Origin of the sequence: Pseudomonas sp. SWI36 (assembly GCF_002948105.1) — a bacterium.
Classification (GTDB): Bacteria; Pseudomonadota; Gammaproteobacteria; order Pseudomonadales; family Pseudomonadaceae; genus Aquipseudomonas; species Aquipseudomonas alloputida.
Genome location: NZ_CP026675.1, coordinates 5,875,590 through 5,901,856 on the forward strand (window position 1 = coordinate 5,875,590; position 26,267 = coordinate 5,901,856).

Annotated in this window: 20 protein-coding genes, 1 pseudogene and 1 riboswitch; of the genes and pseudogenes, 13 read left to right on the forward strand and 8 right to left on the reverse strand. The window is 64.3% G+C overall.

The window, feature by feature from the left end:
* Window positions 1-314: 314 nt before the first annotated feature.
* The gene (locus C4Q27_RS27900; RefSeq protein WP_012052142.1) at window positions 315-1,388 is read left to right on the forward strand and encodes an enoyl-CoA hydratase/isomerase family protein; all 1,074 of its coding nucleotides are present in this window, start codon (window positions 315-317) and stop codon (window positions 1,386-1,388) included.
* A gap of 16 nt (window positions 1,389-1,404) precedes the next feature.
* Window positions 1,405-2,556 (forward strand): acyl-CoA dehydrogenase family protein, encoded by a 1,152-nt coding sequence (locus C4Q27_RS27905; protein ID WP_003247935.1) that lies wholly within the window; start codon window positions 1,405-1,407, stop codon window positions 2,554-2,556.
* A gap of 116 nt (window positions 2,557-2,672) precedes the next feature.
* On the opposite strand, the gene C4Q27_RS27910 is transcribed toward C4Q27_RS27905, so the two are convergent.
* A complete protein-coding gene (locus C4Q27_RS27910) occupies window positions 2,673-3,605 on the reverse strand; it encodes a LysR family transcriptional regulator (RefSeq protein ID WP_014590770.1) in 933 nt (310 codons plus the stop codon).
* 124 nt (window positions 3,606-3,729) lie between these two features.
* Here C4Q27_RS27910 and C4Q27_RS27915 point away from each other — a divergent pair, with 124 nt between their 5' ends.
* Complete coding sequence (locus C4Q27_RS27915) at window positions 3,730-3,990, forward strand: DUF2790 domain-containing protein (RefSeq protein WP_003247932.1); 261 nt, start codon at window positions 3,730-3,732, stop codon at window positions 3,988-3,990.
* A 1-nt stretch (window position 3,991) separates the two neighbouring features.
* On the opposite strand, the gene C4Q27_RS27920 is transcribed toward C4Q27_RS27915, so the two are convergent.
* A complete protein-coding gene (locus tag C4Q27_RS27920) occupies window positions 3,992-4,684 on the reverse strand; it encodes a tRNA (adenine(22)-N(1))-methyltransferase TrmK (protein ID WP_104887735.1) in 693 nt (230 codons plus the stop codon).
* Between the two features lie 136 nt (window positions 4,685-4,820).
* On the opposite strand from C4Q27_RS27920, the gene C4Q27_RS27925 reads away from it, so the two are divergent.
* Both C4Q27_RS27925 and C4Q27_RS27930 read left to right on the forward strand, forming a co-directional pair.
* Window positions 4,821-5,201, forward strand: a complete 381-nt coding sequence (locus tag C4Q27_RS27925) for a RidA family protein (RefSeq protein ID WP_004577524.1) — start codon at window positions 4,821-4,823, stop codon at window positions 5,199-5,201.
* 214 nt (window positions 5,202-5,415) lie between these two features.
* Window positions 5,416-7,416, forward strand: a complete 2,001-nt coding sequence (locus C4Q27_RS27930; protein ID WP_003247926.1) for a U32 family peptidase — start codon at window positions 5,416-5,418, stop codon at window positions 7,414-7,416.
* A 290-nt stretch (window positions 7,417-7,706) separates the two neighbouring features.
* Here C4Q27_RS27930 and C4Q27_RS27935 read toward each other — a convergent pair whose 3' ends face one another.
* Window positions 7,707-9,032, reverse strand: a complete 1,326-nt coding sequence (locus C4Q27_RS27935) for a sigma-54 dependent transcriptional regulator (RefSeq protein ID WP_020193587.1) — start codon at window positions 9,030-9,032, stop codon at window positions 7,707-7,709.
* A 341-nt stretch (window positions 9,033-9,373) separates the two neighbouring features.
* Here C4Q27_RS27935 and C4Q27_RS27940 point away from each other — a divergent pair, with 341 nt between their 5' ends.
* Complete coding sequence (locus C4Q27_RS27940; protein ID WP_003247923.1) at window positions 9,374-9,640, forward strand: hypothetical protein; 267 nt, start codon at window positions 9,374-9,376, stop codon at window positions 9,638-9,640.
* Between the two features lie 106 nt (window positions 9,641-9,746).
* Here the strand turns inward: C4Q27_RS27940 and C4Q27_RS27945 are convergent, their stop codons facing one another.
* The 4 genes from C4Q27_RS27945 to cobW form a co-directional block, all read right to left on the reverse strand.
* Window positions 9,747-10,337 carry a VWA domain-containing protein gene (locus C4Q27_RS27945; protein WP_010954364.1) on the reverse strand — a complete coding sequence of 197 codons (591 nt, stop codon included), beginning with the start codon at window positions 10,335-10,337 and terminating at the stop codon, window positions 9,747-9,749.
* A gap of 77 nt (window positions 10,338-10,414) precedes the next feature.
* Complete coding sequence (locus C4Q27_RS27950; protein ID WP_104887736.1) at window positions 10,415-11,428, reverse strand: ATP-binding protein; 1,014 nt, start codon at window positions 11,426-11,428, stop codon at window positions 10,415-10,417.
* A 1-nt stretch (window position 11,429) separates the two neighbouring features.
* Window positions 11,430-15,191, reverse strand: a complete 3,762-nt coding sequence (cobN, locus tag C4Q27_RS27955) for a cobaltochelatase subunit CobN (protein WP_104887737.1) — start codon at window positions 15,189-15,191, stop codon at window positions 11,430-11,432.
* Window positions 15,192-15,194: 3 nt separating this feature from the next.
* A complete protein-coding gene (cobW, locus tag C4Q27_RS27960; protein ID WP_003247913.1) occupies window positions 15,195-16,262 on the reverse strand; it encodes a cobalamin biosynthesis protein CobW in 1,068 nt (355 codons plus the stop codon).
* Window positions 16,263-16,361: 99 nt separating this feature from the next.
* Window positions 16,362-16,579, reverse strand: a riboswitch (cobalamin riboswitch).
* Window positions 16,580-16,679: 100 nt separating this feature from the next.
* Here cobW and C4Q27_RS27965 point away from each other — a divergent pair.
* From C4Q27_RS27965 to C4Q27_RS27980, 4 genes and pseudogenes are all read left to right on the forward strand, one after another.
* Window positions 16,680-17,057 (forward strand): glyoxalase superfamily protein, encoded by a 378-nt coding sequence (locus C4Q27_RS27965; protein ID WP_010954367.1) that lies wholly within the window; start codon window positions 16,680-16,682, stop codon window positions 17,055-17,057.
* The gene (locus tag C4Q27_RS27970; RefSeq protein ID WP_104887738.1) at window positions 17,054-17,416 is read left to right on the forward strand and encodes a hypothetical protein; all 363 of its coding nucleotides are present in this window, start codon (window positions 17,054-17,056) and stop codon (window positions 17,414-17,416) included. The genes C4Q27_RS27965 and C4Q27_RS27970 overlap by 4 nt, the downstream gene beginning before the upstream one ends.
* Before the next feature lie 171 nt (window positions 17,417-17,587).
* A pseudogene (locus C4Q27_RS27975) lies at window positions 17,588-19,165 on the forward strand (ATP-binding cassette domain-containing protein).
* A gap of 136 nt (window positions 19,166-19,301) precedes the next feature.
* Window positions 19,302-20,321 carry a branched-chain amino acid aminotransferase gene (locus tag C4Q27_RS27980; RefSeq protein WP_003247906.1) on the forward strand — a complete coding sequence of 340 codons (1,020 nt, stop codon included), beginning with the start codon at window positions 19,302-19,304 and terminating at the stop codon, window positions 20,319-20,321.
* 537 nt (window positions 20,322-20,858) lie between these two features.
* Here the strand turns inward: C4Q27_RS27980 and C4Q27_RS27995 are convergent.
* Window positions 20,859-21,287, reverse strand: a complete 429-nt coding sequence (locus C4Q27_RS27995) for a multidrug/biocide efflux PACE transporter (RefSeq protein ID WP_064493384.1) — start codon at window positions 21,285-21,287, stop codon at window positions 20,859-20,861.
* A gap of 92 nt (window positions 21,288-21,379) precedes the next feature.
* Between C4Q27_RS27995 and C4Q27_RS28000 the strand changes: the two genes are divergently transcribed.
* From C4Q27_RS28000 to C4Q27_RS28010, 3 genes are all read left to right on the forward strand, one after another.
* Entirely contained in the window at window positions 21,380-22,234 is an 855-nt protein-coding gene (locus C4Q27_RS28000; protein ID WP_104887739.1) for a LysR family transcriptional regulator, read from the forward strand.
* 220 nt (window positions 22,235-22,454) lie between these two features.
* The gene (locus tag C4Q27_RS28005; protein ID WP_014860992.1) at window positions 22,455-24,134 is read left to right on the forward strand and encodes a hydantoinase B/oxoprolinase family protein; all 1,680 of its coding nucleotides are present in this window, start codon (window positions 22,455-22,457) and stop codon (window positions 24,132-24,134) included.
* 13 nt (window positions 24,135-24,147) lie between these two features.
* Window positions 24,148-26,232, forward strand: a complete 2,085-nt coding sequence (locus C4Q27_RS28010; protein ID WP_104887740.1) for a hydantoinase/oxoprolinase family protein — start codon at window positions 24,148-24,150, stop codon at window positions 26,230-26,232.
* Window positions 26,233-26,267: the final 35 nt, after the last annotated feature.

Below are 26,267 nucleotides of genomic sequence, written 5' to 3' on the forward strand. Positions count from 1 at the left end.
ACACAGGATCTCTGCCGGGAGCTGGAGCAAGGTGTGTGCCAGAAGAAAAATCCAATATTAATCAATAACTTGTACGATCAACCGCAACGGATTGGGGAGGATCCCCCAGCAGGTTCCCCCGAATCGGGGGACGAAATCCCGTGGGGGCAAAGGCTGCTCCACAGGCGCGCGCTAACCTCACACAAGGTAAAAACGCACGGTACCCTTGCACAATTGTCGATTGTGCAAGGCAAATTCGCATGCCAGGATCCTGCGATCCTCCAGCGAACTCCAGACTTCACTTGGAAAATCAATAACAAAGCAGGGAGAACGCAATGACTGCACACGCTCATACCCCGGCAGCAACCGACCATGTATTGGCCGAGGTCCGCAACCAGATCGGCCACCTGACCCTGAACCGCCCAGCCGGTCTCAATGCCCTGACCCTGGACATGGTGCGCAGCCTGCGTCAGCACCTGGACCAGTGGGCCGACAACCCGCAGGTACGCGCCGTGGTCCTGCGCGGCGAAGGCCCCAAGGGGTTCTGTGCCGGTGGCGATATCCGCTCGCTGTACGACAGCTTCAAGGCCGGCGACACGCTGCATGAAACCTTTTTCGTCGAAGAGTACGCCCTCGACCTGGTCATCCACCGCTACCGCAAGCCAATACTGGTGGTGATGGACGGCTTCACCCTCGGGGGCGGCATGGGCCTGGCCCAGGGCTGCGACCTGCGCGTGGTCACCGAGCGCAGCCGGCTGGGCATGCCCGAGGTCGGCATCGGCTACTTCCCGGACGTGGGCGGCAGCTACTTCCTCTCGCGCATCCCTGGCGAGCTGGGCATCTACCTGGGTGTCAGCGGTGCCCAGATCCAGGCGGCCGACGCCTTGTATTGCGGCCTGGCCGACTGGTACCTGGCCAGCGATCAGCTCGCTGCCCTCGACCGGGGCCTCGACCAGCTCGACTTCAGCGACCACCCGCTCAAGGACCTGCAAAACCTGCTGGCCAGGCTCGGCACCCAGACACTGGATGATGCGCCACTGGAAAAGCTGCGCCCGGCCATCGACCACTTCTTCGCCCTGCCCGACCTGCCAGCCATCGTCGAGCAACTGCGTGCGGTGAGCCTCGGCGACAGCCACGCCTGGGCGGTGGCCACCGCCGATCAGCTGGAAACCCGCTCGCCTCTGGCCATGGCGGTTACGCTGGAGATGCTGCGCCGGGGGCGCGAGCTGGGCATTGACGACTGCTTTGCCATGGAACTGCACCTGGACCGCCAGTGGTTCCAGCACGGCGACATCATCGAAGGCGTGCGTGCCCTGATCATCGACAAGGACAAGCAGCCCCGCTGGAACCCGCCGACCCTGGCCGCGCTGCAAGGCCAGCGGGTCGAACAATTCTTCGAAGGCCTGTGAGCCCGGGAGTACACAGATGCAAGACCTCGAACTGAGCGAAGAACAGATCATGATCCGCGACATGGCCCGGGACTTTGCCCGTGGCGAAATCGCACCCCATGCCCAGGCTTGGGAAAAGGCCGGCTGGATCGATGATGGCGTGGTGCGCAAGATGGGCGAACTGGGCCTGTTGGGCATGGTGGTGCCCGAGGACTTCGGCGGCAGCTACACCGACTATGTCGCCTATGCCCTAGCCGTGGAAGAGATCGCCGCCGGCTGCGGCGCCACCGGGGCGATGATGAGCATCCACAACTCGGTAGGTTGCGGCCCGCTGCTGGCCTACGGCACCGCCGACCAGCAACAGCAGTGGCTGCCACGCCTGGCCAGCGGCGAGGTAATTGGCTGCTTCTGCCTGACCGAGCCACAGGCCGGCTCCGAGGCGCACAACCTGCGCACCCGCGCCGAGCTGGTGGATGGCCAGTGGGTCATCAACGGTGCCAAGCAGTTCGTCAGCAATGCCCGCCGTGCCGGCCTGGCGATCGTCTTCGCAGTGACCGACCCGGAGCTGGGCAAGAAAGGCCTGTCGGCGTTCCTGGTGCCCACCGACAACCCTGGGTTCAAGGTTGATCGCAGTGAGCACAAGATGGGCATTCGCGCCTCCGATACCTGCGCAGTGACTTTCGACAACTGCCGCATTCCTGCCGCCAATATCCTCGGTGAGCGTGGCAAGGGCCTGGCCATTGCCCTGTCCAACCTCGAAGGCGGCCGTATCGGCATTGCCGCCCAGGCCTTGGGCATCGCCCGCGCCGCATTCGAAGCGGCGCTGGTCTACTCGCGTGACCGCATACAGTTTGGCAAGCCGATCAACGAACACCAGAGCATTGCCAACCTGCTGGCCGACATGCAGGTGCAGGTGAACGCCGCACGTTTGCTGATCCTGCACGCCGCCCGCCTGCGCAGCGCCGGCAAGCCGTGCCTGTCGGAAGCGTCACAGGCCAAGCTGTTCGCTTCGGAGATGGCCGAGCGGGTGTGCTCGATGGCCATCCAGGTGCATGGTGGGTACGGCTATCTGGAAGACTACCCGGTGGAGCGCTACTACCGGGATGCGCGGATTACCCAGATCTATGAAGGGTCGAGCGAGATCCAGCGCATGCTGATTGCTCGGGAATTGAAAAACTATCCGCTGTAACGCAAAGGCAACGCGGTTTTTGGGGGAGCGGGCGACGCGGTGGAGGGCACCGGCTTTGCCGGTGTTCGCGGGCGCGCCCGCTCCCACAGGAATGTCACCGCGGCAAACTTCTCGCCTCAGCGCCAATACCGCGCATCATCCACCACCCTGGCATGCCCCTCGAACAGCGCCGGCAGCTGTTCCTTGAGGTAGTCGATCCAGGTGCGCACCTTGGCATCCAGGTAATGGCGTGACGGATACATCGCATACAGCGCACTCTCCCGCAGCCGATACGGTGCCAATAACCGGCACAAGCGCCCCTGCCCGATCGCCTCGCTGGCGGTGTAGAACGGCAGCAGGCCAATGCCCATGCCCAGCTCGCTGGCCACCAGCATGGCGTCGGCGACGTTGGTAGAGAAACTGTCGTTTGGCGCGATCACGCACTGGTCAACCCCTTGCGGGAACACCCAGTCGCCTTCGTACATCGGGTAAGCCATGCGCAGGCAGCGATGGCCGTGCAAGTCTTCCGGGCGTTCCGGTACACCGTGTGTGTCCAGGTAGCCGGGGGCTGCGCAGGGGATGCTAAAAATGTTGCCCAGCGGCACAGCGATCAGCTGCGAATCCGGCAGCGCACCGTCCACGGTGATCACCACGTCGTGCCCTTCGGCCAGCGGGTCGGGGTTGCGCTGCGACAGCGTCAGCTCGATCACCACTTCCGGGTAAAGCGTGTTGTAGCCGGCCACCAGCGGCATCAGCAACAGCCCCATGCCGTGCGGGCAGTGCAAACGCAGATGGCCGCGAGGCGTAAGGTGCGCCCCTCGCGCTTCGCCCACGGCTTCTTCGGTCAGCAGCATGATCTGCCGCGCACGCTCCAGAAACCGCTCACCCGCCTCGCTCATGCGCAGGCGCCGGGTGGTGCGGTGCAGCAGGCGGGTCTGCAGCTGGTTCTCCAGCTCGGCGACAATGCGCGAAACCTGCGCTGCAGAAATATCCAGAGCATTGGCCGCCGCAGCGAAGCTGCCACATTCCACCACACGGGTGAAGGTACGCATGGCATGCAGCATGTCCATGAAGGTGTGCTCCTTTCTTTGTCTTATTCTTGCGTTAAAGGCAGGAATCTATCACGGTTTAGCCCATTTATTGTGGATGACCAATGAATAGATCATTAGCCATCCATTAAAAAAGGAGCCTGTCATGAAACGCTCGATCGCTGTCCTTGCCATTGCCGCTGCCTTCGCCTCGTTCGGTGCTTTTGCCGATGCCGGCAACAACCAGCCAGTCAGCAGCCAATATGAATACGGCATGCCGCTGGACGTGGCCAAGGTCATCTCCATCACACCGGCCAGCAACGCCGCCGACTGCCAGGTAGGCACCGCACACATGGTGTACGTCGACCATCAGGGCCAGAAGCGCGAAATCGACTACCGGGAAATGGGCAACTGCTCGCAGCAGTGAGTCAGGCCAGCACCTGGGTGATCCAGCCCACCTGCTGATTGAAATCGTCGATCTTCGCCTGAGGCACCGCATCGCGGGCCCGCTGGAAATTGGCCAGGGTCTGCTGCTTCTGCCGCAGCATGCGCCGCCACTTGACCACAAACGCCTCGCTTTTCTCCTGCATCAACACGGGGCCGAAGTACAGCTGTTCAGCGCTATACACCCCCCTGCCCGGCTCGGCGACGATGATCTCGTAATCGAAGCGGTTTTCCCGCAGCAGCTCCTCGCTGACGATCTGGTAACCATTGCCCGCCAGCCACTGGCGCAGTTCGCGCTCACCGCCATTGGGTTGCAGTACCAGGCGCGTGACGCCGCCAAGGCGATGCTTGCCGGCCTCGAGGATCTCGCACATGGTGTCGCCGCCCATCCCGCAGATGCTCACCACCGAGATACGGTCTTGCGGCTCGACCGCTGCCAGCCCATCGGCCAGGCGCACGGTTACCTGCTCTTGCAGGCCGTTTCTGCGCACATTGCGCTGGGCCGAGGCGAACGGCGTCTGCGCCACTTCACCCGCTACAGCGGCCTCGAGCACGCCACGCAGCATCAAGGCGACCGGCAGGTAGCCGTGGTCCGAGCCAATGTCGGCCAGGCGCGCCCCCTGCGGTACATGGGCGGCCACGCGCTCCAGGCGTCTGGACAAAGTCTGTTCGTTCAACGTAAACCTCTGGTTTTGCAATCGCCTGCGATTCTGACGGCGAACGCCGCGCATTTCAAACGCCGAGGCACCCTCGACCGGGCTGGTGCGCTCGCGTAGGCTTGCCGTTTTCCTTCCGTTGCAAGGCAGACACACCATGGCACATGCAGACATCATCTACACCCCGGACCCGGACGCCGAGTCGATTTCCTCGGACGTTGCTGAGTACAACGGCGTGCTGGTCACCACGCAAATCCCGACCCACGCCGACGGCAGCCTGGAGCTGGGCGGCATCGTCGAGCAGAGCGAATGCACCCTGCAGGCGCTGAAAGTGGCCCTGGAAAAGGCCGGTAGCGGTATGGACCGCGTGCTGCACCTGACCATCTACCTGACCGACATGGCCGACCGCGCGGCGTTCAACGAGGTGTACCAGCGCTTCTTCAGCAAGCCCTGGCCGGTGCGTGCGGCGGTGGGTGTGGCTTCACTGGCCTTTGAAGGCATGCGCGTGGAAGTGACGGCGATGGCTGCCAAGCGCTGAGCTGCGCTTGTCGGGGTGCGCAGCGCCCCCGACATCGTTGATTGGCCGCAAAATCGCCGGGGCCGCTCTGCGGCCCTTTCGCGACGCAAGGCCGCTCCCACAGTTGCGCGTACCCGCAGCCAATCCCGCACCTCTCGGCACCCCAATGATGCCGCCAGCCCGTTTCACCGCTACAATGCCCGCCTAAACCGTGACAGCCCGAAAATATAACGACATGTCCCTTCCAAAGAATCACCTGGAACTGCTCAGCCCTGCCCGTGACGTGGCCATCGCCCGTGAAGCGATCCTGCACGGCGCTGACGCCATCTATATCGGCGGCCCGAGCTTCGGCGCGCGCCATAACGCCTGCAACGAAGTCAGCGATATCGCCGAGCTGGTCGAGTTCGCCCATCGCTACCATGCACGCGTGTTCACCACCATCAACACCATCCTGCACGACAACGAGCTGGAACCGGCGCGCAAGCTGATTCACCAGCTGTACGATGCCGGCGTTGACGCGCTGATCGTGCAGGACCTTGGGGTGATGGAGCTGGACATCCCGCCGATCGAGCTGCATGCCAGCACCCAGACCGACATCCGCACCCTGGAACGGGCCAAGTTCCTCGACCAGGCTGGCTTCTCGCAACTGGTACTGGCGCGCGAGCTGAACCTGCAGCAAATCCGCGCCATCGCCGCCGAAACCGATGCCGCCATCGAGTTCTTCATCCACGGCGCGCTGTGCGTGGCGTTCTCTGGCCAATGCAACATTTCCCATGCGCAGACCGGCCGCAGCGCCAACCGTGGTGATTGCTCGCAAGCCTGCCGCCTGCCCTACACGCTGAAAGATGACCAGGGCCGCGTGGTTGCGTTCGAGAAACACCTGCTGTCGATGAAGGACAACAACCAGACCGCCAACCTGGCTGACCTGGTCGATGCCGGCGTGCGCTCGTTCAAGATCGAGGGCCGCTACAAGGACATGGGCTATGTGAAGAACATCACCGCCCATTACCGCAAAGAGCTCGATGCCATCCTTGAAGACCGCCCTCAGTACGCCCGCGCGTCCAGCGGCCGTACCGAACACTTCTTCCTGCCCGACCCGGATAAAACCTTCCACCGCGGCAGCACCGACTACTTCGTGACCGACCGCAAGGTCGATATCGGCGCCTTCGACTCGCCAACCTTCACCGGCCTGCCGGTGGGCGTAGTCGAAAAGGTCGGCAAGCGTGACATGCAAGTGGTCACCGACGTACCGCTGACCAACGGCGACGGCCTCAATGTGCTGGTCAAGCGCGAAGTGGTGGGCTTCCGCGCCAACATCGCCGAACCGCGTGGCGAGTTCGAAGAAGACGGCCAGAAGCGCTACCGCTATCGCGTCGAGCCCAACGAAATGCCCGAAGGCCTGCACAAGCTGCGGCCAAACCACCCGCTGTCGCGCAACCTCGACCACAACTGGCAACAGGCCCTGCAACGCACCTCCTCCGAACGCCGGGTCGGCGTGGAGTGGCACGCGGTTCTGCGCGAGCAGCGCTTGATGCTTACCCTGAGCAGTGAAGAAGGCGTGAGCGTGCAGGTGGCCCTGGACGGCCCATTCGGCGTAGCCAACAAGCCGCAGCAGGCACTGGAGCAGTTGCACGACCTGCTCGGCCAGCTGGGCACCACCCTGTACCACGCCGACCGCATCGAACTGGATGCCCCGCAGGCGTACTTCATTCCCAACTCGCAGCTCAAGGCCCTGCGCCGCGAAGCCATCGAGGCACTGACTGCAGCACGCGTGCAGGCGCATCCGCGTGGCGGGCGCAAGGCCGAGACCACGCCACCGCCGGTGTACCCCGAGTCGCACCTGTCGTTCCTGGCCAACGTATACAACCAGAAGGCCCGCGACTTCTACCACCGCCACGGTGTGCAACTGATCGATGCGGCCTATGAAGCCCATGAAGAACACGGCGAAGTGCCGGTGATGATCACCAAGCACTGCCTGCGCTTCTCCTTCAACCTGTGCCCCAAGCAGGCCAAGGGCGTGACCGGTGTGCGTACCAAGGTGGCACCGATGCAGCTGATTCAGGGTGACGAAGTGCTGACCCTGAAGTTCGACTGCAAGCCGTGCGAGATGCATGTGATCGGCAAGATGAAGAGCCACATCATCGACCTGCCGACTCCGGGCAGCGCGGTGGCCCAGGTGGTGGGGCATATCAGCCCGGAAGACTTGCTCAAGACCATCCCGCGCGGACCGCACTGAGTTCGCCTGGCAGGGCCTCTTCGCCGCTAAACCGATGTGTGTCCACCCCCGGTGTAGGAGCGGGTTTACCCGCGAATACGGTAGCCGCGACAACGGTGAACGGCGGGTGGTAATTGGCCAGCAGGCCCGGTCCTTTCGCGGGTGAACCCGCGAATACGGTAGCTGCGACAATGGTGAACGGCGGGTGGAAATTGGCCAGCAGGCCCGGCCCTTTCGCGGGTAAACCCGCTCCTACACGGGCTTGTGTAGGAGCGGCTTCAAAGAACGGCGCAAGCGTACCCCAGCGCCGCTCAACGTATCTGGTGCTTGTGCAACAACCGATAGAACGTCGGCCGTGAAATGCCCAGCACCTTGGCCGCCACGCTCAGGTTGTCGCTGTGCCGGTTGAGCACATCGCACAGCGCCTGGCGCTCGGCGCGCTGTTTGTATTCTTCCAGCGTGCCCAGCGGCTGTTGTTCCGGGTCGAGCAGCTGCAACCCCAGGTCCTGCGCCTCGATCTGCCGCCCTTCAGCCAACACCAACCCGCGGCGCACGCGGTTGGCCAGCTCGCGCACATTGCCCGGCCAGTCATGCCGCCCCATCGCCGCCAGGGCATGGTCGCTGAACGACCGTGGCCGACGCCCGGTCTCCACGCTGTAGAAATGGGCAAAATGGTTGGCCAGCATCGACAGGTCACCATGCCGGTCGCGCAACGGCGCGGTCACCACCTGCAAGACGTTCAGGCGGTAATACAGGTCTTCGCGGAAACGCCCTTGCTCAATGGCCCGCTCGAGGTCAACATGGGTGGCCGCCAACACCCGTACATCCACCGGTATGGGCTGGCTGCCCCCCACCCGCTCGATGTGCTTCTCCTGCAAAAAACGCAGCAAGTTGGCCTGCAACTCCAACGGCAAGTCGCCGATTTCATCGAGGAACAACGTGCCGCCGTCGGCCGCTTCGATACGCCCGGCCTTGCGCTGGTGAGCCCCGGTAAAGGCGCCCTTCTCATGGCCGAACAGTTCGGACTGGATCAAGTGCTCGGGGATCGCCCCGCAGTTGATCGCGATGAACGGCTGCTCGCTGCGTTGCGACTGGCGGTGCAGGGTGCGCGCCACCAGTTCTTTGCCGGTGCCGCTCTCACCGCGGATCAGCACCGGCGATTCAGTGGGTGCCAGTTTACCCAGCAACTTGCGCAACTCGCGGATAGGCCGGCTTTCGCCGAGCAACTCATGGGTCGTCTCATCGACCTTGACGGCCCCCTTGCCGCGCAGGCGCGCCATGCCGAACGCCCGGCCCAGGGTTACCTGCACGCGGGAGACGTCGAACGGCAGGGTATGGAAGTCGAAGAACCACTCACACACAAAATCACCGAACGCTGGCATGCGCAGCTGGTCGGCGCTGAGCACGGCAATCCATTCGGTGTTGCTGCGCTTGATCATGTCCTTGACCGCGTCCGGGTGCCTCAGGTGCGAAGCCTGCAAACGCAATAACCCGACATCGCACGTGTGGTCCAACGCGGCCCCGAGCATACAGCTGTCCACATCCCATCCTGCGTTGCGCAGGCCAGGTAGCAAGCGGTGACAATCGTCGCAGGGGTCGACGATAAGCAAACGGCGTTGAGCGGCAGGCTGCTGCATGACCGATCCTTGGCGCCAGTTTTTGGTTTTTTGAAGTAAAACAGCAAGTTGTGGCGCCCGTTTAACAGTAGCAACGAAGTTGACGGTTCCCAGTACCGTCTGTCTGCCGAATCATTTTTTTACAAACCGCCACGGGAATTTTCGCACTTTATCGACATCACATGGCGGCGCAGGCAAGAACAGCGTCGACCCTGAAAAAAAATTTACAGCCAATGTGTGACTTACCCACGAACAACGAGCATCAGTAGACATAACCCCGCGCTGCACTTCGCGATCAATGAGGCGACTTTGAAGCAACGCGGACTTCACTTCGATGTTTGGGACCATAGAGAGACCGAACCATGAATGCCCCGCTCCGTGTCAACGAAGCACTGCTGATTGCCGACCACGCCTTCGAACCTTTCCAGTGCGTAGCCTGGGATGCACCCAACGGTACTGGTGAACTGAGCCTGGCAGTGATCGACCGGACCAGCACCCGCATCGGCGCCAAGCAAGTGTCGTCGCGCATCTACTCCGACCCGGCCCAGTGGGCCAGCCTGATCGAAGAAGTGCGCGCCGAATTGTGTGAAAAGGGCTACGACCTGCAACCGTGGTCGATGCCGAAGTAATATTGGCCAGCACAACAAGTGCGTGCATGGTCACGCACTTGTACAACTTCTCTGTTGCTGTTGTGGCAACTTTCCCAATTGCGACAAAGTGTCGCAACCTGCCAGTTCAATCCATCACCCTGAATTGTTGCAAGTGCTGGTAATCAGCCTGTAATTGTTCTGCCAGACGCTGCGCGCGTCCCAGGCGCACGGGCGCCAGTTCCATATCGACCAACAACGTGGCGCATGGCATCGGCTGCACGGTATTGCTGTGCTGCAGGCGACCGTCGGTGAACACCAGGCAACGCAAGGCCTCTTGCGGGTGGGCTCGCTGCCGCGCCTGCAGCCAGTGCCGCGCCTGTTCCAGGGCGGCGATCAGCGGCGTGCCCCCACCTGCTCCCAAGGCCTGCAGCCAGGGTTGCAAGGCAGCGGATGCCTTCAGCCCGTGGCGCTGCCACTGTGGTGTGCGCCCGCTGGCAGTCAGCAGGGCCAGGCGGGCGCGCTGGCGGTAGGCCTGGTCGAACAATGCCGCCAGCAGCCCTTTGGTCTGTGCCAGCGCCTGATGGCGCCGGGTTGAAGCCGAGGCATCGACGATCACCAGCCACAATTCTGCCGGCCTGCCTTGGCGCTGCTGCCAGCACAGGTCCTGTCGCTGGCGTGGCCGCCCTTTGAGCAAGGTCGGCAGCCAGGCTACCCGGCCGGCCGCCGCATTTCGCACGAGGCCACGGCGGGTACCGTTCTGCTTGCCTATGCCCGTTCTGGCATCCGCCCCGTTGGCTGGTGGCTGGGGGATGCTCAGGGCTTTTTTGCCCAGTTCGGCACCTCGCGGCGGGCGCCGCTGGCTACCGGCTGTGCCGGTAATGCCCCCCAGTCGCCCTGGCCACCCTGTTCGCCCGGGTTGCCGGCGCCAGACTGCTGGTCAGGCGGCTGTGGCGCCGACGGCGGGCTGGCCTGGGGCGTCATACGGCGGCGATGGCGCAAGGCGAATTCGGCCACCGCCTCGACATCCACTTCTTCGATAGCTGCAGCCCCCCGCCAGGCACAGTGGGCGCGCGCAGCGCGCAGCCACACCAGGTCGGCGCGCAGGCCGTCCACGCCGGCGGCGTAGCAGCGCTCGGTAATCCAGGCCAGCGCCTGGTCATCCAGGGCAATGTCGGCCAGGGCCTGGCGCGCCGCCTGGCAGCGCTCGCGCAGTTGCGCCTGGGCCTGGGCCCAGTGTGCGCAGAACGCCTGAGGGTCACTGTCGAAGGCCAGGCGGCGGCGAATGATCTGCTGCCGGGCCTCGGGCTCCGGCAAGCCCTCCAGCGCCACGTTCAGGCCAAACCGGTCGAGCAACTGCGGGCGCAGTTCGCCCTCTTCCGGGTTCATGGTGCCGATCAGTACGAAGCGGGCGCTGTGTCGGTGCGAGATACCGTCACGCTCGACGCGGTTTGTGCCGCTGGCAGCCACGTCAAGCAACAGATCGACCAAGGTGTCGGGCAGCAGGTTGACCTCATCGACATACAGCACACCGCCGTCGGCCTGGGCCAGCACGCCCGGGGAAAACTGCGCCTTGCCCTGCCCCAGCGCGGCATCCAGGTCGAGGGTGCCGACCAGCCGCTCTTCACTGGCGCCCAATGGCAAAGTGACGAACGGGCCTTCGCCAAGCAGGTCGGCCAGGCCACGGGCCAGGGTGCTCTTGGCCATGCCACGCGGCCCTTCGATCAACACACCACCGATCCTGGGGTCGATGGCGGTCAGGCACAGCGCCAGCTTGAGGTCGTCTGCACCGACCACGGCCGCCAGCGGAAATTGTACGGGTTCACTCATTTCAAGCCTGTTCCTCGCCATCGAGCAGTTGTTCCTCAAGGGCTTCGCGGTAGTCGCCCGGCGCCTGCCACAAGCCGCGCTGCTGGGCCTCCAGCAGGCGCTCGGTGAGGTCGCGAAGGGCCTCGGGGTTGTGCTCGCGCATGAAATCGCGGGTCGCCGGGTCGAGCACATAGGCATCGGCCAGCCCCTGGTAATGATGGTCGTCGATCAGGTGCGTGGTGGCGTCGAAGGCGAACAGGTTGTCGACTGTCGCGGCCATCTCGAAGGCACCCTTGTAGCCGTGACGCTTGACCCCGTCGATCCACTTGGGGTTGAGCGCACGGGCACGGATCACCCGGTTCAGCTCTTCCTTGAGGGTACGGATGCGCGGTCGGTCGGCCTGGCTGTGGTCGCCATGGTAGCTGGCCACCACCGCCCCGGACAGGGTTTCCGAGGCCGCCAGCATGCCGCCCTGGAACTGGTAGTAATCGTTGGAATCGAGCAGGTCGTGCTCGTGGTTGTCCTGGTTCTGCAGCACCGCCTGCACCTTGGCCAGGCGCTGGGCGAACTGGGTGCGGGCCGGGGTGCCGTCGTCGCTGCCGCCGTAGGCATAGCCGCCGTGGTTGAGGTAGACCTCTGCCAGGTCGTCGCGGCTGTGCCACAAACGCCCGTCGATGGCGTTCTGCACCCCGGCACCGTAAGCGCCGGGTTTGGCACCGAACACCCGCCAGCCAGCCTGACGTGCAGCCTGCTCGGCATCAACGCCTTGAGCCTGCAGCGCGGCCCGCTCGCTGCGCACACGGGCGGCCAGGGGGTTGAGGTCTTCCGGCTCGTCCAGCGCGGCCACGGCCTGCACGGCGGCGTCGAACAGGCGGATCAGGTTACCGAAGGCATCGCGGAAGAAGCCGGAAACGCGCAAGGTCACATCCACCCGGGGGCGGTCGAGCAGGCTCAACGGCAAGATTTCGAAGTCGTCGACGCGCTGGCTGCCGGTGGCCCAGACAGGCCGCACGCCCATCAGCGCCATGGCCTGCGCGATGTCGTCGCCGCCGGTGCGCATGGTCGCCGTGCCCCACACCGACAGGCCGAGCTGACGCAAGTGATCGCCGTGGTCCTGCAGATGGCGCTCGAGGATCAGGCTGGCCGAGGCGAAGCCCAGGCGCCAGGCTGTGGTGGTGGGCAGGTTGCGCACGTCCACGGTATAGAAGTTGCGGCCGGTGGGCAGCACATCGAGGCGCCCTCGGCTAGGCGCACCACTGGGGCCGGCGGGCACGAAGCGCCCGGCCAGTGCCGCCAGCAGGCCATGCATTTCCGCCGTGCCGCAGGCGTCCAGGCTGGGTGCGACCGCTTCACGCAGGGCCTGCACTACAGCGTGCACCGGTTGCCACTCACTCAGGTCGGGTAACTGTGCTGTGCCTTCCAGCGCCTGCCCGATCACCTGCAGTGCCAGCAGCTCAAGGCGCTCGCGGGTGTCGCCACAGGTGCGCCAAGGTTCATTGCTCATGGCCTGCAGCTGTTCAGGGCGTATGCCCTGCCACGGCTGCCCAAGGTCGCAATCGAGCGGATCCCAGCCCGGTATCAGTGCCTTGGCCAAAGCTCGCAGCAAGCTGGCATTGCCGCCACGGCCGTCGCCACGCTCGACCCGCAACAACGCCAGCAGCGTATCCAGGCGTAGCCGCCCTTCAGGTGACTGACCAAACACGTGCAGGCCATCGCGAATTTGCGACTCCTTCAGGTCGCACAGGTAGGTATCCAGGCGCGGCAGCCATAGCGCCGCATCGTCCAGTTGCCCTTCCAGTTGCAACTCACGGTCGATGTGGTTGGCCTTGACCAGCTCGAGGATGTCACGCTGCAACTCGCGGGCACGCCGTGGGTCGAGCAACTGCGCTTCATAGAACTCGTCGGCCAGTTGTTCCAGGTGGCGTAGCGGGCCATAGGTTTCGGCACGGGTCAGCGGCGGCATCAGGTGGTCAATGATCACCGCCTGGGTGCGGCGCTTGGCCTGGGCACCCTCGCCCGGGTCATTGACGATAAACGGGTAGATGTTCGGCAGCGGACCCAGCAGCGCGTCCGGCCAGCACTGCGCCGACAGCCCGACGCCTTTGCCGGGCAGCCATTCGAGGTTGCCATGCTTGCCAACGTGGATCACCGCATCGGCGGCAAATGCGTGACGCAGCCAGAAATGAAATGCCAGGTAGCCATGCGGTGGCACCAGGTCAGGGTCGTGATACACCGCGCTAGGGTCGACCTGGTAGCCCCGCGCCGGCTGGATACCGACGAAGGTCAAGCCAAAGCGCAGGCCGGCAACCATCAGCCGGCCGCTGCGGAACATCGGGTCCTGTTCGGGTGGCCCCCAGCGTTCCAGTACTGCCTGGCGGTTGGCCTGCGGCAGGCGCTCGAAGGCCACCTGGTAATCGGCCAGGCTCAGGCTCTGGGCACAGGGACGCTGGTCGAGATGGTCGAGGTCGTTGGTCACGCCACCGAGCAGCTGGTGGATCAGTTGCGTACCGCTGCCCGGCAACTCGGCCAGCGGATAGCCTTCGGCCTGCAGCGCCTTGAGGATGTTGAGTGCGGCGGCGGGCGTGTCCAGGCCGACGCCATTACCAATGCGGCCATCCCGGGTCGGGTAGTTGGCCAGCACCAATGCCACACGCTTCTGGGCATTGGGCAGGCGGGCCAGCTCGACCCAGCGGCGGGCCAGCTCGGCGACAAAGTCCATGCGCTCGGGGTGGGCGCGGTAGCAGACAACGTCGGACTGGCTGCGCTCGCTGCGCCAGGCCATGTCCTTGAAGCTGACCGGGCGCGTGATGATGCGCCCGTCCAGCTCCGGCAATGCAATGTGCATGGCCAGGTCGCGCGCGCCCAGGCCCTGCTCGCTGGCTTCCCAGCCTGGCTGGTTGTCCTGCGCGCAGATTGCCTGAAGCACCGGGATGTCGCGGCGAAACGGGCGCAGGTTGGGGCGCTCGGGGCTGGACAAGGCGAAACCGGTGGTATTGACCAGCACTTCGGCGCCGACCTCGTCCAGCCAGGCTTCGACCTGTTCCAGGCAGGCGCTTTCCTTGAGGCTGGCCACGGCGATCGGCAACGGGTTCAGGCCGGCAGCCTGCAGGCGCTGGCAGAACACGTCGATGAACGCGGTATTGGCCGCTTGCAGGTGCGAACGGTAGAACAGCAGCGGCGCCACTGGCTGCTCGGGGTGCCAGTGCGGGTACCAGTCTTCGAGTGTCGCGCTGCCCTTGGCGGGGTGATAGACCGCCGTGCGCGGCAAAGGCTGCGGCTCGTCCCAGGCATAGTCGCGGCCCAGCCATTGGCTGGCCAGGCAGTTGAACAGGTTGATGGCGTTGGCCTTGCCGCCCTGGCGCAGGTAATGCCAAAGCCGCTCGGCCTGCTCACCGCGGACGTTGCCCAGGCTGGTCAGCTCCGGGTCCGGGCGGTCATCGCCCGGCACCAGAATCAGCTGGACGCCACGGGCGGCCAGCTCGACCAGTTGTTCGACGCCGTAGCGCCAGTAGCCAACGCCACCGTGCAGCGACACCAGGATGACCTTGGCGTGGCGCAGCACCTGGTCGACATACAGGTCGACCGAGGCATGGTTCTGCACCTGCATCGGGTTGGCCAGGCGCAGGCTGGGAAAGTCTTCGGGCAATTGCTCGGCGGTGTCGGCGAGCAATGCCAGGTGTGAATCGCCGCTGCAGAGAATCACCAGCTCGGCGGGTGTCTGGCCGAGGTCGGCAATGCTGTCATCCGGTACGAAACCACCGGGCTGGGTCCGCAGCAGGTGCATGGGTCAGGCGCCCAGCGCCTGGCGCAGGCGCGCTTCCAGCTGGGCAGCATCGAGGTCCTGGCCGATCAGCACCAGGCGGGTGATGCGCGGCTCGTCGGCGCGCCAGGCGCGGTCGAAGTGCTTGTCGAAACGGGTGCCCACGCCTTGTACCAGCAGGCGCATCGGCTTGCCCGGGATGGCGGCGAAGCCTTTGGCGCGCAGGATACCGAACTCCACCACCAACTGGGTCAATGCATCGAGCAGCAGGCTTTCGTCGGCTTCAGGCAGGTCGATGGAGATGGAGTCGAAGGCGTCGTGGTCATGATCGTCATGATCGTCGCCATCGTGGTGCGAATCGTGGTGGGTTCGGCGGCCATCGATATGCGCCTCGGACTCGGCACCCACGCCCAGCAGCACCTCCAGTGGCAGCTTGCCGCTGCTGGCCTCGATCACTTTCACCGCCGGCGGCAGTTCTTCGGCCACCTCGGCACGCACCTTGGCCAGGCCTTCGGCGTCGATCAGGTCGGCCTTGTTCAACACCACCAGGTCGGCGCTGGCCAGTTGGTCAGCGAACAGCTCGTGCAGGGGCGATTCATGGTCCAGGTTAGGGTCGAGCTTGCGCTGGGCATCGACCTGGTCCGGGTAGGCGGCAAAGGTACCAGCGGCCACGGCCGGGCTGTCGACCACGGTGATGACCGCATCGACGGTGCAGGCGTTGCGGATTTCCGGCCACTGGAACGCTTGTACCAATGGCTTGGGCAGGGCCAGCCCGCTGGTTTCGATGAGGATGTGGTCGAGGTCGCCACGGCGGGCTACCAGCTCGCGCATCACCGGGAAGAATTCTTCCTGCACGGTGCAGCACAGGCAGCCGTTGGCCAGCTCGTAGACGCGGCCGCTGGCTTCTTCCTCGGTGCAACCGATGCTGCACTGCTTGAGGATTTCACCATCGATGCCCAGTTCGCCGAATTCGTTGACGATGACCGCAATGCGGCGCCCCTGGGCGTTGTCGAGCATGTGGCGCAGCAAGGTGGTCTTGCCCGATCCGAGGAAGCCGGTGACGATGGTGACGGGGAGCTTGGCCAGTGTTTTCATGTCGCATTGCCCTTGGCAGTGTGGCGCGGGCATGCAGGACGACAGCCGCAGGCCAGGCCGGCCGGGCTTGTTCGCCACCGGATCACCCCGCCCGGTTGAAAGTCGAAAACGTGACGAGGCAGGTCTCCTGGCTTGCACCGTTCCATGTCCCCGTTCAGTCGAACAGCGGGCTGGCGGGATGACGCCTTCCCGCGCGCTGGCGCAGTGGCTGTGTCGATCCGTTGTCGGTGCTTACAGTTGCGGGGGCAGCCGCGGCTTGTACCGCGTTCCCGTCTTAGCTTCGGCAAGGCCGAAGAACCTCGAAGTGGCAAGGCTACGCAGTGGCTGGCGGGTGGTCAACCATTGCTGCGGGGCCGGTCGACAACGCTGGGCGCAAGTGCGCTACAGTGGCGCCTTATCCACGGTCAAGGACGCACCATGCCCCTCGCCCCCGCCATACCTGTACTGCGCATATTCTCGATCGACAAGGCCAAGGAGTTCTACCTCGATTTCCTGGGTTTCAGCCTGGACTGGGAGCACCGCTTCAGCCCGGACTTGCCGTTGTACATGCAGATCCACCGTGATGGCCTGATCCTGCACCTTTCAGAGCACCATGGCGATGCCTGCCCTGGCTCGACCGTGTTCGCCCGCCTCGACGACCTGCACGCGCTGGAGCGTGAATTGCAGGGTAAACAGTACGGTTTCGCCCGGCCCGAGGCCGAGCGCCTGGATTGGGGCCTGCAGATGCAGGTGTGGGACCCGTTCGGCAACCGCCTGCGCTTTTGCCAGCAGATCGATGACGAGGCCAACCCGTGAAGGCATTGGGCAAACGCGAAATGGGTCGCCTGGAGCGGGAGTTGGTCGCGTGCCTGACCGATGCCTGCGAAACCGCCAAGGCGGAGATTGTCGGCTTCAGTTGGCTTACCCATCGCCTCGACCCCGAGGACTTTCCGGGCAGCCTGCGTATTACCTGGGTATTCGAGCAAGAGGCTGACAAGGCAGCCGCCGTGGTCGGTGATACGAAGGCGCGCATGCTGGCACTTACCGCTCTGGCGCTGGAGCAAGCCGGCATTGAGCTGGACCATCCGGCCTGGCATGTACGATTCGACAGTGAAGAAGCCTGCGCGCACGGCCACGGCGGAGACTGGGCCAAGCGCTTGCAGACGCAGCGCTGAGCCCCAACCGGCAGCCGGTGCTTTACCCGGCCCCAGACGGTCCGTTAGGCTACGCATTCTCTAAATGACGAGGTGTTCGTCCAATGCGCCATTGATGCCGCCGTCCGTTCGACGGCCAGTCTTCAGCCTCCGGTTCGTTCCGGAGATGTCGCGGCATTTGTGGAGTTGTGCATGACGAACACGTCGATTCTGACGCTGGACAGCGTCTCCTTGGCCTTGCCTGATGGCAGGCCGCTGTTTAGCAACCTCAACGAAACCTTCGACCAACGCCGCACCGGCCTGGTCGGGCGCAATGGCGTGGGCAAAAGCCTGCTAGGGCAGATTCTTGCCGGCCGGCGTGAACCGAGCAGCGGCCATTGTCGGCGCCTCGGGCCTGTCCATTTGCTGGACCAGCAAGTCATCGCGCGCAGCGCCACGCTGGCCGACCTGGCCCAAGTGGGGCCGGTGATTGCGGCGCTGGAGCGCATCGAGCAAGGCAGCATCAAGCCCCAGGATTTCGACACCGTTGGCGAGCGCTGGGATATGCGCGAGCAATTGCAGCTACAGCTTCAGGGCAATGGCCTGGGTCAACTCGACTGGCGCCAGCCCGCACGAACCCTGAGCGGTGGCCAAGCCATGCGCGTGGCATTGATTGGCGCGTGGCTCAGCGATGCCGATTACCTGATCCTCGACGAGCCAAGCAATCACCTGGACAGCAACGCCCGAGCCCAGCTGCTGAGCATGATCGAAGCCTGGGACCGTGGCTTGCTGGTGATCAGCCACGACCGCAGCCTACTGGCGCACATGGCACGCATTGTCGAATTATCCAGCCTGGGCTTGCAGGCCTATGGTGGCAACTACAGCCTCTATAGTGCGCAAAAAGCCAACCAGACGGCGCAGGCCCAGCAGCAACTTGCCCGGCTGAAGCAGGAGCAGCAACGCCAGGCCCGTGAACTGCAGCGCCAACGCGAAGACCTGGAGCGCCATCAAGCCCGAGCCGGGCGCCAAGCCAAGCACGCCAACCAGGCCAAGATTCTGGTCGACCGCAAGCAGGAGCGCAGCCAGGCCACTGCTGGCAAGCAGCGCCGCGACCATCGCGAAGCTCGGCAAACGCTAGTGGGCAAAGTACGTGACGCCGCCCGCGAGGTGGAGCAAGACAGCGCTATTACCTTGCAAGCGCCCACACCTCAGCGTCATCCGGGCCGTGAAGTGTTGGCCTTGCAGGCACTTTGCTTGCCGCATGGCACCCGCAAAGCGCTTGACCTGCGCTTGTGCCTGGGCCAACGCGTAGGGCTGATCGGCGCCAATGGCAGTGGCAAGTCCACCCTGCTCAGGCTGCTGAATGGGGAATTGCCAGCATCGCCCGACAATGTGCGCCTCAGTGGCGAGACCGCCCTACTCGACCAGCACTGCAGCACACTGGCAGGCAACCGCAGCGTGCTCGAACACCTGCGCTAAGCCAACCCGACGCTGGCCCAGGGAAAATTGCGCAGCCGCCTGGCGCAACTGGGCCTGGATGCGGCCCGTATCGAACTGCCCAGTAGCCTGCTGAGCGGCGGCGAGCGTATGAAGGCGGCGCTGGCCGCCGTGCTGTACCGCGAACGGCCGCTCGATCTGTTGCTGCTGGACGAACCCGGCAACCACCTTGACCTGCCATCGCTGACGGCGCTGGAAGGTATGCTTGGGCAGTTTCGCGGGGCGCTGATAGTGGCGTCCCATGATGCGGTATTGCTGGAAAACCTGGCGCTGGATGAGTACTTGCTGTTGTAGACACCGAAAAAAAAGCATCGCAGCCTATCAATTCGTGACTGGCCGTTCCCGATCCGCCAAGGATGGTTTAAGGTGGCATGGTGCGCATATAACAGCAGCCCGAGCGATCGGGCACTTGCAAGACAATGAGGGTGTCATGAGCAACGAAAGCATTAATTGGGACAAGCTGGGTTTCGACTACATCAAGACCGACAAACGCTACCTGTCCGTATGGCGCAATGGCGAGTGGGACAAGGGCACCCTGACCGAAGACAACGTACTGCACATCAGTGAAGGCTCCACGGCCCTGCACTACGGCCAGCAGTGCTTCGAAGGCCTGAAGGCCTACCGTTGCAAGGACGGCTCGATCAACCTGTTCCGCCCGGACCAGAACGCGGCCCGCATGCAGCGCAGCTGCGCACGCCTGCTGATGCCGCACGTGCCGACCGATGTGTTCATCGAAGCGTGCAAGCAAGTGGTCAAGGCGAATGAAAAGTTCGTGCCACCGCACGGCAAAGGCGCCCTGTACCTGCGCCCGTTCGTGATCGGCACCGGCGACAACATTGGCGTGCGCACCGCCCCCGAGTTCATCTTCTCGGTGTTCGCCATCCCGGTTGGTTCGTACTTCAAGGGCGGCATGAAGCCGCACAACTTCCAGATTTCCAGCTTCGACCGTGCTGCCCCACAGGGCACCGGCGCGGCCAAGGTCGGTGGCAACTACGCTGCCAGCCTGCAGCCGGGTGCTGAAGCGAAGAAGGCCAACTTCGCCGACGCCATCTACCTCGACCCGCTGACCCACACCAAGATCGAGGAAGTCGGTTCGGCCAACTTCTTCGGCATCACCGCCAACAACGAGTTCGTCACCCCGAAATCGGCCTCGGTACTGCCAGGCATCACCCGCCTCTCGCTGATGGAACTGGCGCAATCGCGTCTGGGCCTGACCGTGATCGAAGGCGATGTCGAGATCAGCAAGCTGGACCGCTTCGTCGAAGCCGGTGCCTGCGGCACCGCAGCCGTGATCACCCCGATCGGCGGCATCGAGTACAACGGCAAGCTGCACGTGTTCCACGATCTGGAAAAGGTCGGCCCGGTTACCCAGAAGCTCTACAACGAGCTGACCGGTATCCAGAGCGGCGATGTAGAGGCACCGGCAGGCTGGATCGTCAAGGTCGCCTGAGACGCATCAGCTGTATGAAAACGGGGCATGCCAGCAATGGCATGCCCCGTTTTTCTTGGGTTTTCGCAGCCACCTTGAGGTGCGGGTTTACCCGCGAATACGGTGGCGTCGGCAACGGTGAACGGCGGGTGGAAATTGGCCAGCAGGGCCGGCCCTTTCGCGGGTGAACCCGCTCCTACGACGGCCTGTGCATAACCCACGATGTGTGTTCACCACCGTGGTAGGAGCGGGTTTACCCGCGAATACGGTAGCGGCGGCAACGGTGAACGGCTGGTGAAATTGGCCAGCAGGGCCGGCCCTTTCGCGGGTGAACCCGCTCCTACACGACGGCCTGCGCCCAATCCCCGACGTGTGACCACCACCGTGGTAGGAGCGGGTTTACCCGCGAATACGGTAGTGGCGGCAACGGTGAACTGCGGGTGGAAATTGGCCAGCAGGGCCGGCCCTTTCGCGGGTGAACCCGCTCCTACACGACGGCCTGTGCTCAACCACCGACCTGTGTCCCCCCTGATCAATGAACCGCGCCGGGTGGCCGAATCATGCCAGGCGCCGCTGTACCAGCAGGTGCCGGGCTTTGTCGAACGCCCAGTTGTACACCACGGTGTAGGGCAGGATGATCACGAAGAAGCCCAGCTCCACCATGAACGCCTGCAGCAGCGAAACCTCCAGCATCCAAGCCGCCACCGGCAGGCACCACACCACCAGGCCGGCTTCGAAGCCAAGACCGTGCACGAAACGCGTACTGGCCTTCCAGTTGATGCGTTCGGTTTGCACCCAGCGATCGACCAGTGCGTTGTAGACCATGTTCCACAGCATGGCGATCACCGACAGGGTCACCGCCAGCGCGCCCGCCGTTGCCAACGACTTGCCCATGATCCAGGACAGCAGCGGCGCACACAGCAGTACCGCAAAAACTTCATAGCCAACGGCGTGGACCAGGCGTTCGGTGAAAGACACGTTTTTCATTGCAAATCCCATCCATTGCGTGAGTCGTGCTTCCCATTCTCTTTGATAGAACTGATACTCGCGATATAGCTACCATCGGTTTTATCAATACCATGCGTTACTCTCCCGAAGCTCTGGTCGCCTTTACCGAAGCCGCCTCGCTAGGTTCGTTTTCTGCGGCGGCGCGCAAGCTGCGCAAAAGCCAGTCCACTGTCAGCATCGCCATCGCCAATTTCGAGGCCGATATTGGCTGTCCGCTATTTGACCGCAATGGCCGCCACCCCACGCTCAATGAAGCAGGCAGGCAGGTGCTGAGCCATGTCGAGGCGATTCTCGATGCCAGCGCCCAGCTCGATGCGCTGGCAGTGCGACTGGCGCAAAATGTAGAGGCGCTGGTATCTGTGGTGATGTCGGACAGCTACAGCGTAACGTTCCAAGGGGCGGTGATGACTCGTTTCGCCCAGCACTACCCCCATACCGAGCTACGCTGCGGCCCGGCGGAGGACGCTGATGTGATCGAGATGGTCCAGCAGGGCCTGGCCCATGTCGGCATCCTTGCCACACAGCCCGGCTACCCCGCCGACGTGGCCGTGGCGCGCTTGCCGGAGCAGGCAGAGTTCGGCGTATATGTCGCCAGCGAGCATCCGCTGGCGAGCCTGGCGCAGGTACAGGCGCAGCATCTGGAGAACGCCCGACAGCTGTATATCAAGACCTATGCCCCCAGCCTGCACCATGGCCGTGGCCAAGCGTGGTCGGCACCGGATTACCTGACCCTGCTGGAGTTCGCCGTGCGCGGGTTTGGCTGGGCCGAACTGCCCAGGGCACTGGTTAAACGGTTTGGCAACGAGCTGGTGGAGTTGCAGATAGCGGGTTACCCCCGGCGGGTGGATATGGATGTGGCCTGGTCGAGCCGGCGTGCCTTGGGGCCGGCCGGGCAATGGCTGGTGCGACAGATGTTGGGGCAATAGTTGTGTCGCCTGCCCGAACTTGAAGTGCGCCCAGACACAACAACCGGTACACCCAGCGACAAGCCTTCCCCCCACCCCGCCCCTTAGCCTGTCACCACGCGCCGCCCCGCTGCGGCACGCACCCAAAAAGCACAAGAACAAACGTTGGTGACCTATGCAGACAGTAGATCCGATCACCCTTGCGGTTGTCCGGGGTGCGCTGGAGACAGCGCAACGCGAAATGACCCTGACCCTGGAAAAGACCGGGCGCTCCAGTGTGTTCAACCTGGCCCACGACTATTCCAACTCGCTGTTCGACCACTTGCCGGAAATGATCCTGCAGGGCCAGGACATTCCCATCCACCTGGGCTCGCTGATCCCGGCCATGAAGTGCGTGGCCGAGTTCTTCGGCGACGACATCGCCGAAGGCGACGTGATCTACCACAACGACCCCGCCTACAAGGGCAGCCATATTCTCGACTGCTGCATGTACAAACCGGTGTATTACCAAGGCGAACTGGTGTTCTGGACCGTTTGCAAGGGCCACCTGACCGACATCGGCGGCCCGGTGCCGGCGGGCTACAACCCCGATGCCAAGGAGATCTACGCCGAGGGCCTGCGCATTCCACCGGTCAAGCTGTGGGAAAAGGGCAAGCGTCGTGAGGACGTGATCAACTTCATGCTCACCAACATGCGCGCCCGCCCCTATCAGGAAGGTGACCTCAATGCCCAGTATGGCGCCTGCAAGGTCGGCGAGCGGCACTTGCTGGAGCTGCTGGACAAATACGGCGTGGCACAGGTGCGTGCCTGCATCGCCGAGCTGAAGAACATGGCCGACCGACACATGCGGGCGCTGTTGCGCGATGTGCCGGATGGTGACTACAGCGGCACCGCCGTGCTCGAAGATGCCGGCCACGGCCTGGGTGAACTGGCCATCACCGCCCATGTGCAGATCCGTGGCGACCAGGCCCATGTACGCATCGAAAGCCCGCCGCAGGTGCCGTACTTCATCAATTCCTATGAGGGCAACTCGGTATCCGGGGTGTACCTGGGGCTGATGATGTTCGCCCAGGTGGCGCCGCCTTACAACGAAGGCCTGTATCGCTGCGTAACGGTCGATGTCGGCCCCAGGGGTACGCTGTGCAATGCCGAGGAACCCGCGCCCCACGTCAATTGCACCACCACGCCGATGGAAACCCTCGCCGATGCCGTGCGCACTGCGCTGGAACAGGCCTCGCCACAGCGGGTTACGGCCTCCTGGGGGCATACCAGCGGCATCAACATTGCCGGCCGCGACCCGCGCAACGGCAATAGCGAGTACGTGACGATGGTGCTGGCCTCGATCATTTCCGGAGCCGGTGCCAACAAGGTGATGGATGGCTGGCACGCCTGCGGCCCGCTGTGCTGCTTCGGGGCCCTGATGAGCGGTGACATCGAGCTGCTCGAACACGCGTATCCGGTGCTGATCCACCGCTACAGCCTGATGGCCGACAGTGGTGGCGCCGGTGAATTGCGCGGTGGTTCGGGCACCCGCCTGGAGATCGAACCGCTGGACCACGCCATGACCGTGGTCGGCTTCGGCGAGGGCCGCCAGTTGCCCACCGCCGGTGCCGCCGGGGCTCGCAATGCCCTGCTCGAGCCCAAACTGGGCCGGCTGATCCATCGCCACGCCGATGGCCGCGAAGACCACTACACACAGAACCCCATGCTCACCCTGCAGCCCGGCGAACGCATCATCAACATCAACCCAGGGGGTGGTGGCTACGGCGACCCGCTGCGCCGTCGGGTCGCAGCAGTACTGGAGGACGTGCGCAACGGCCTGGTCTCGCCACAAGGCGCAGCCCTGGAATATGGCGTGGTCCTCGATGCCGATGGCCAACTGGACGAAACAGCCACCCGCCTTGCCCGCGCCCCGCGCTAACCGGAGAACACGCATGCGTAACCAATATCGCCTGGGCGTAGACGCCGGCGGCACTTTCACCGATTTCATCCTGGCCGATCGCGACGGCGGCGTGCAGCTGTTCAAGGCCCCGTCCACGCCCCAGGACGGCACCCTGGCCATTCGCGCCGGCCTGGCACAGATCGCCGACGCCACCGGGCGCAGCCCGGCCGAACTGATCGCCAACTGTGACCTGTGCATCAACGGCACCACCGTGGCCCTCAACGCGCTGATCGAGCGCACCGGGGTCAAGGTGGGCCTGCTGTGCACCGAGGGGCACGAGGACAGCCTGGAAATCCGCCTGGGCCACAAGGAAGAAGGCCACCGCTACGACGCCCACTACCCGCCGGCACACATGCTTGCCCCACGCCACCTGCGCCGCCCGATCGGTGGCCGAATCCTTGGCGATGGCCGTGAGCACAGCCCGCTGGACGAAGCCGCCATCCATGCCGCCATCGACTACTTCCGTGCCGAAGGCGTGCAGGCCGTGGCCATTTCCTTCCTGTGGTCGGTACGCAACCCCAGCCACGAACAGCGGGCCGCCGAACTGGTAAGGGCTGCCCTGCCCGAGGTATTCGTCTGCACCGGCTGCGAGGTGTTCCCGCAGATCCGCGAATACACCCGCACCTCCACCACCGTGGTCAACGCCTACCTCAGCCCGGTAATGGCACGTTACGTGGCGCGCATCGACAGCCTGTTCCAGGAGCTTGGCGCACAGCAGCCAGTACGCTACTTCCAGTCCAACGGCGGGTTGGCGCCCGGGCACCTGATGCGTGAGCGCGCCGTCAACGCGATCAACTCCGGTCCGGCCTCGGCACCACAAGCCGGGTTGGCGGTAGCGAGGCCGTTCGGTATCGACAACGTCATTACCGTGGACATGGGCGGCACCTCGTTCGACATCACCCTGACCAACGCCGGACGCACCAACTTCAGCAAGGACGTGGACTTCCTGCGCCAGCGCATCGGCGTGCCGATGATCCAGGTGGAGACCCTGGGTGCCGGCGGTGGCTCCATCGCCCACCTGGACGAGTTTGGCATGCTCCAGGTCGGACCGCGCAGCGCCGGCGCCATGCCTGGGCCGGTGTGCTACGGCAAGGGTGGCCACGAACCCACGGTCACCGACGCCAACCTGGCACTTGGCTACCTGCCCGACGGCGCACTGCTGGGCGGCAGTATCCGCCTGAACCGCCAGGCCGCGCTGGACGCCATCCGGAGCACGATCGCCGAACCGTTGGGCATCAGTGTGGAACGCGCGGCATTCGGCATCACCACCCTGGTCAACCTGAACATGGTCAACGGCATCCGCCGCGTATCGATCGAGCGCGGTCACGACCCGCGTGACTTCGCCCTGATCGGCGCAGGCGGCGCAGCGGGCATGCACGTGGTGCGCCTGGCCGAAGAAATCGGCATGCACACCGTGCTGATCCCCAAGGTGGCCTCGGGCTTGTGTGCGTTCGGCCAGATCCTGTCCGACGTGCGCTACGACCAGCTCACCAGCCTGTCGATGCGCCTGGACGCCGGGCACGTCGACCTGGCGCAACTCAACCAGACCCTCACCGAACTGCGTGAGCAAGGCCTGGCCAACCTGCGCGAAGACGGTTTTGGCGACCAGGCCAGCAGCTGCCACTACACCCTGGAGATGCGCTACCTGGGGCAAATTCATGAGTGCAGTGTGGACCTGCAGCAGCACAGCCTGGACGAGGCAGGGCTGACCGCGCTGGTCAGCCGCTTCCACAGCCGCCACCAGACCCTGTACTCGTACAGCGAACCCGACAGCCCGGTGGAGCTGGTGAACCTGGAGTGCTCGGTGATCGGCCACCTGCCACGCCCGCCGCAACCCGAGCTGCAGGGGCCGGCCGAGCCCCCCGCCCCCGCCGCGCAATCCGTCCGCCCGATGCTGTTCAGTGCCGACGGTGAATGGCAGCCCACACCGGTGTTCAACGGCAACCACCTGTTGCCAGGGCAGACCGTGCATGGCCCCTGTGTGATCGAGGAAGACACCACCAACATTGTCCTGCCACCCGGCTGGCAAGCTCGCCTGGAGCCTTCGGCCACCTACCGAGTGACACGCGGGGGTTGATCTTGCGGTCGGCGCGCGCCGATCATGGGCCTGAC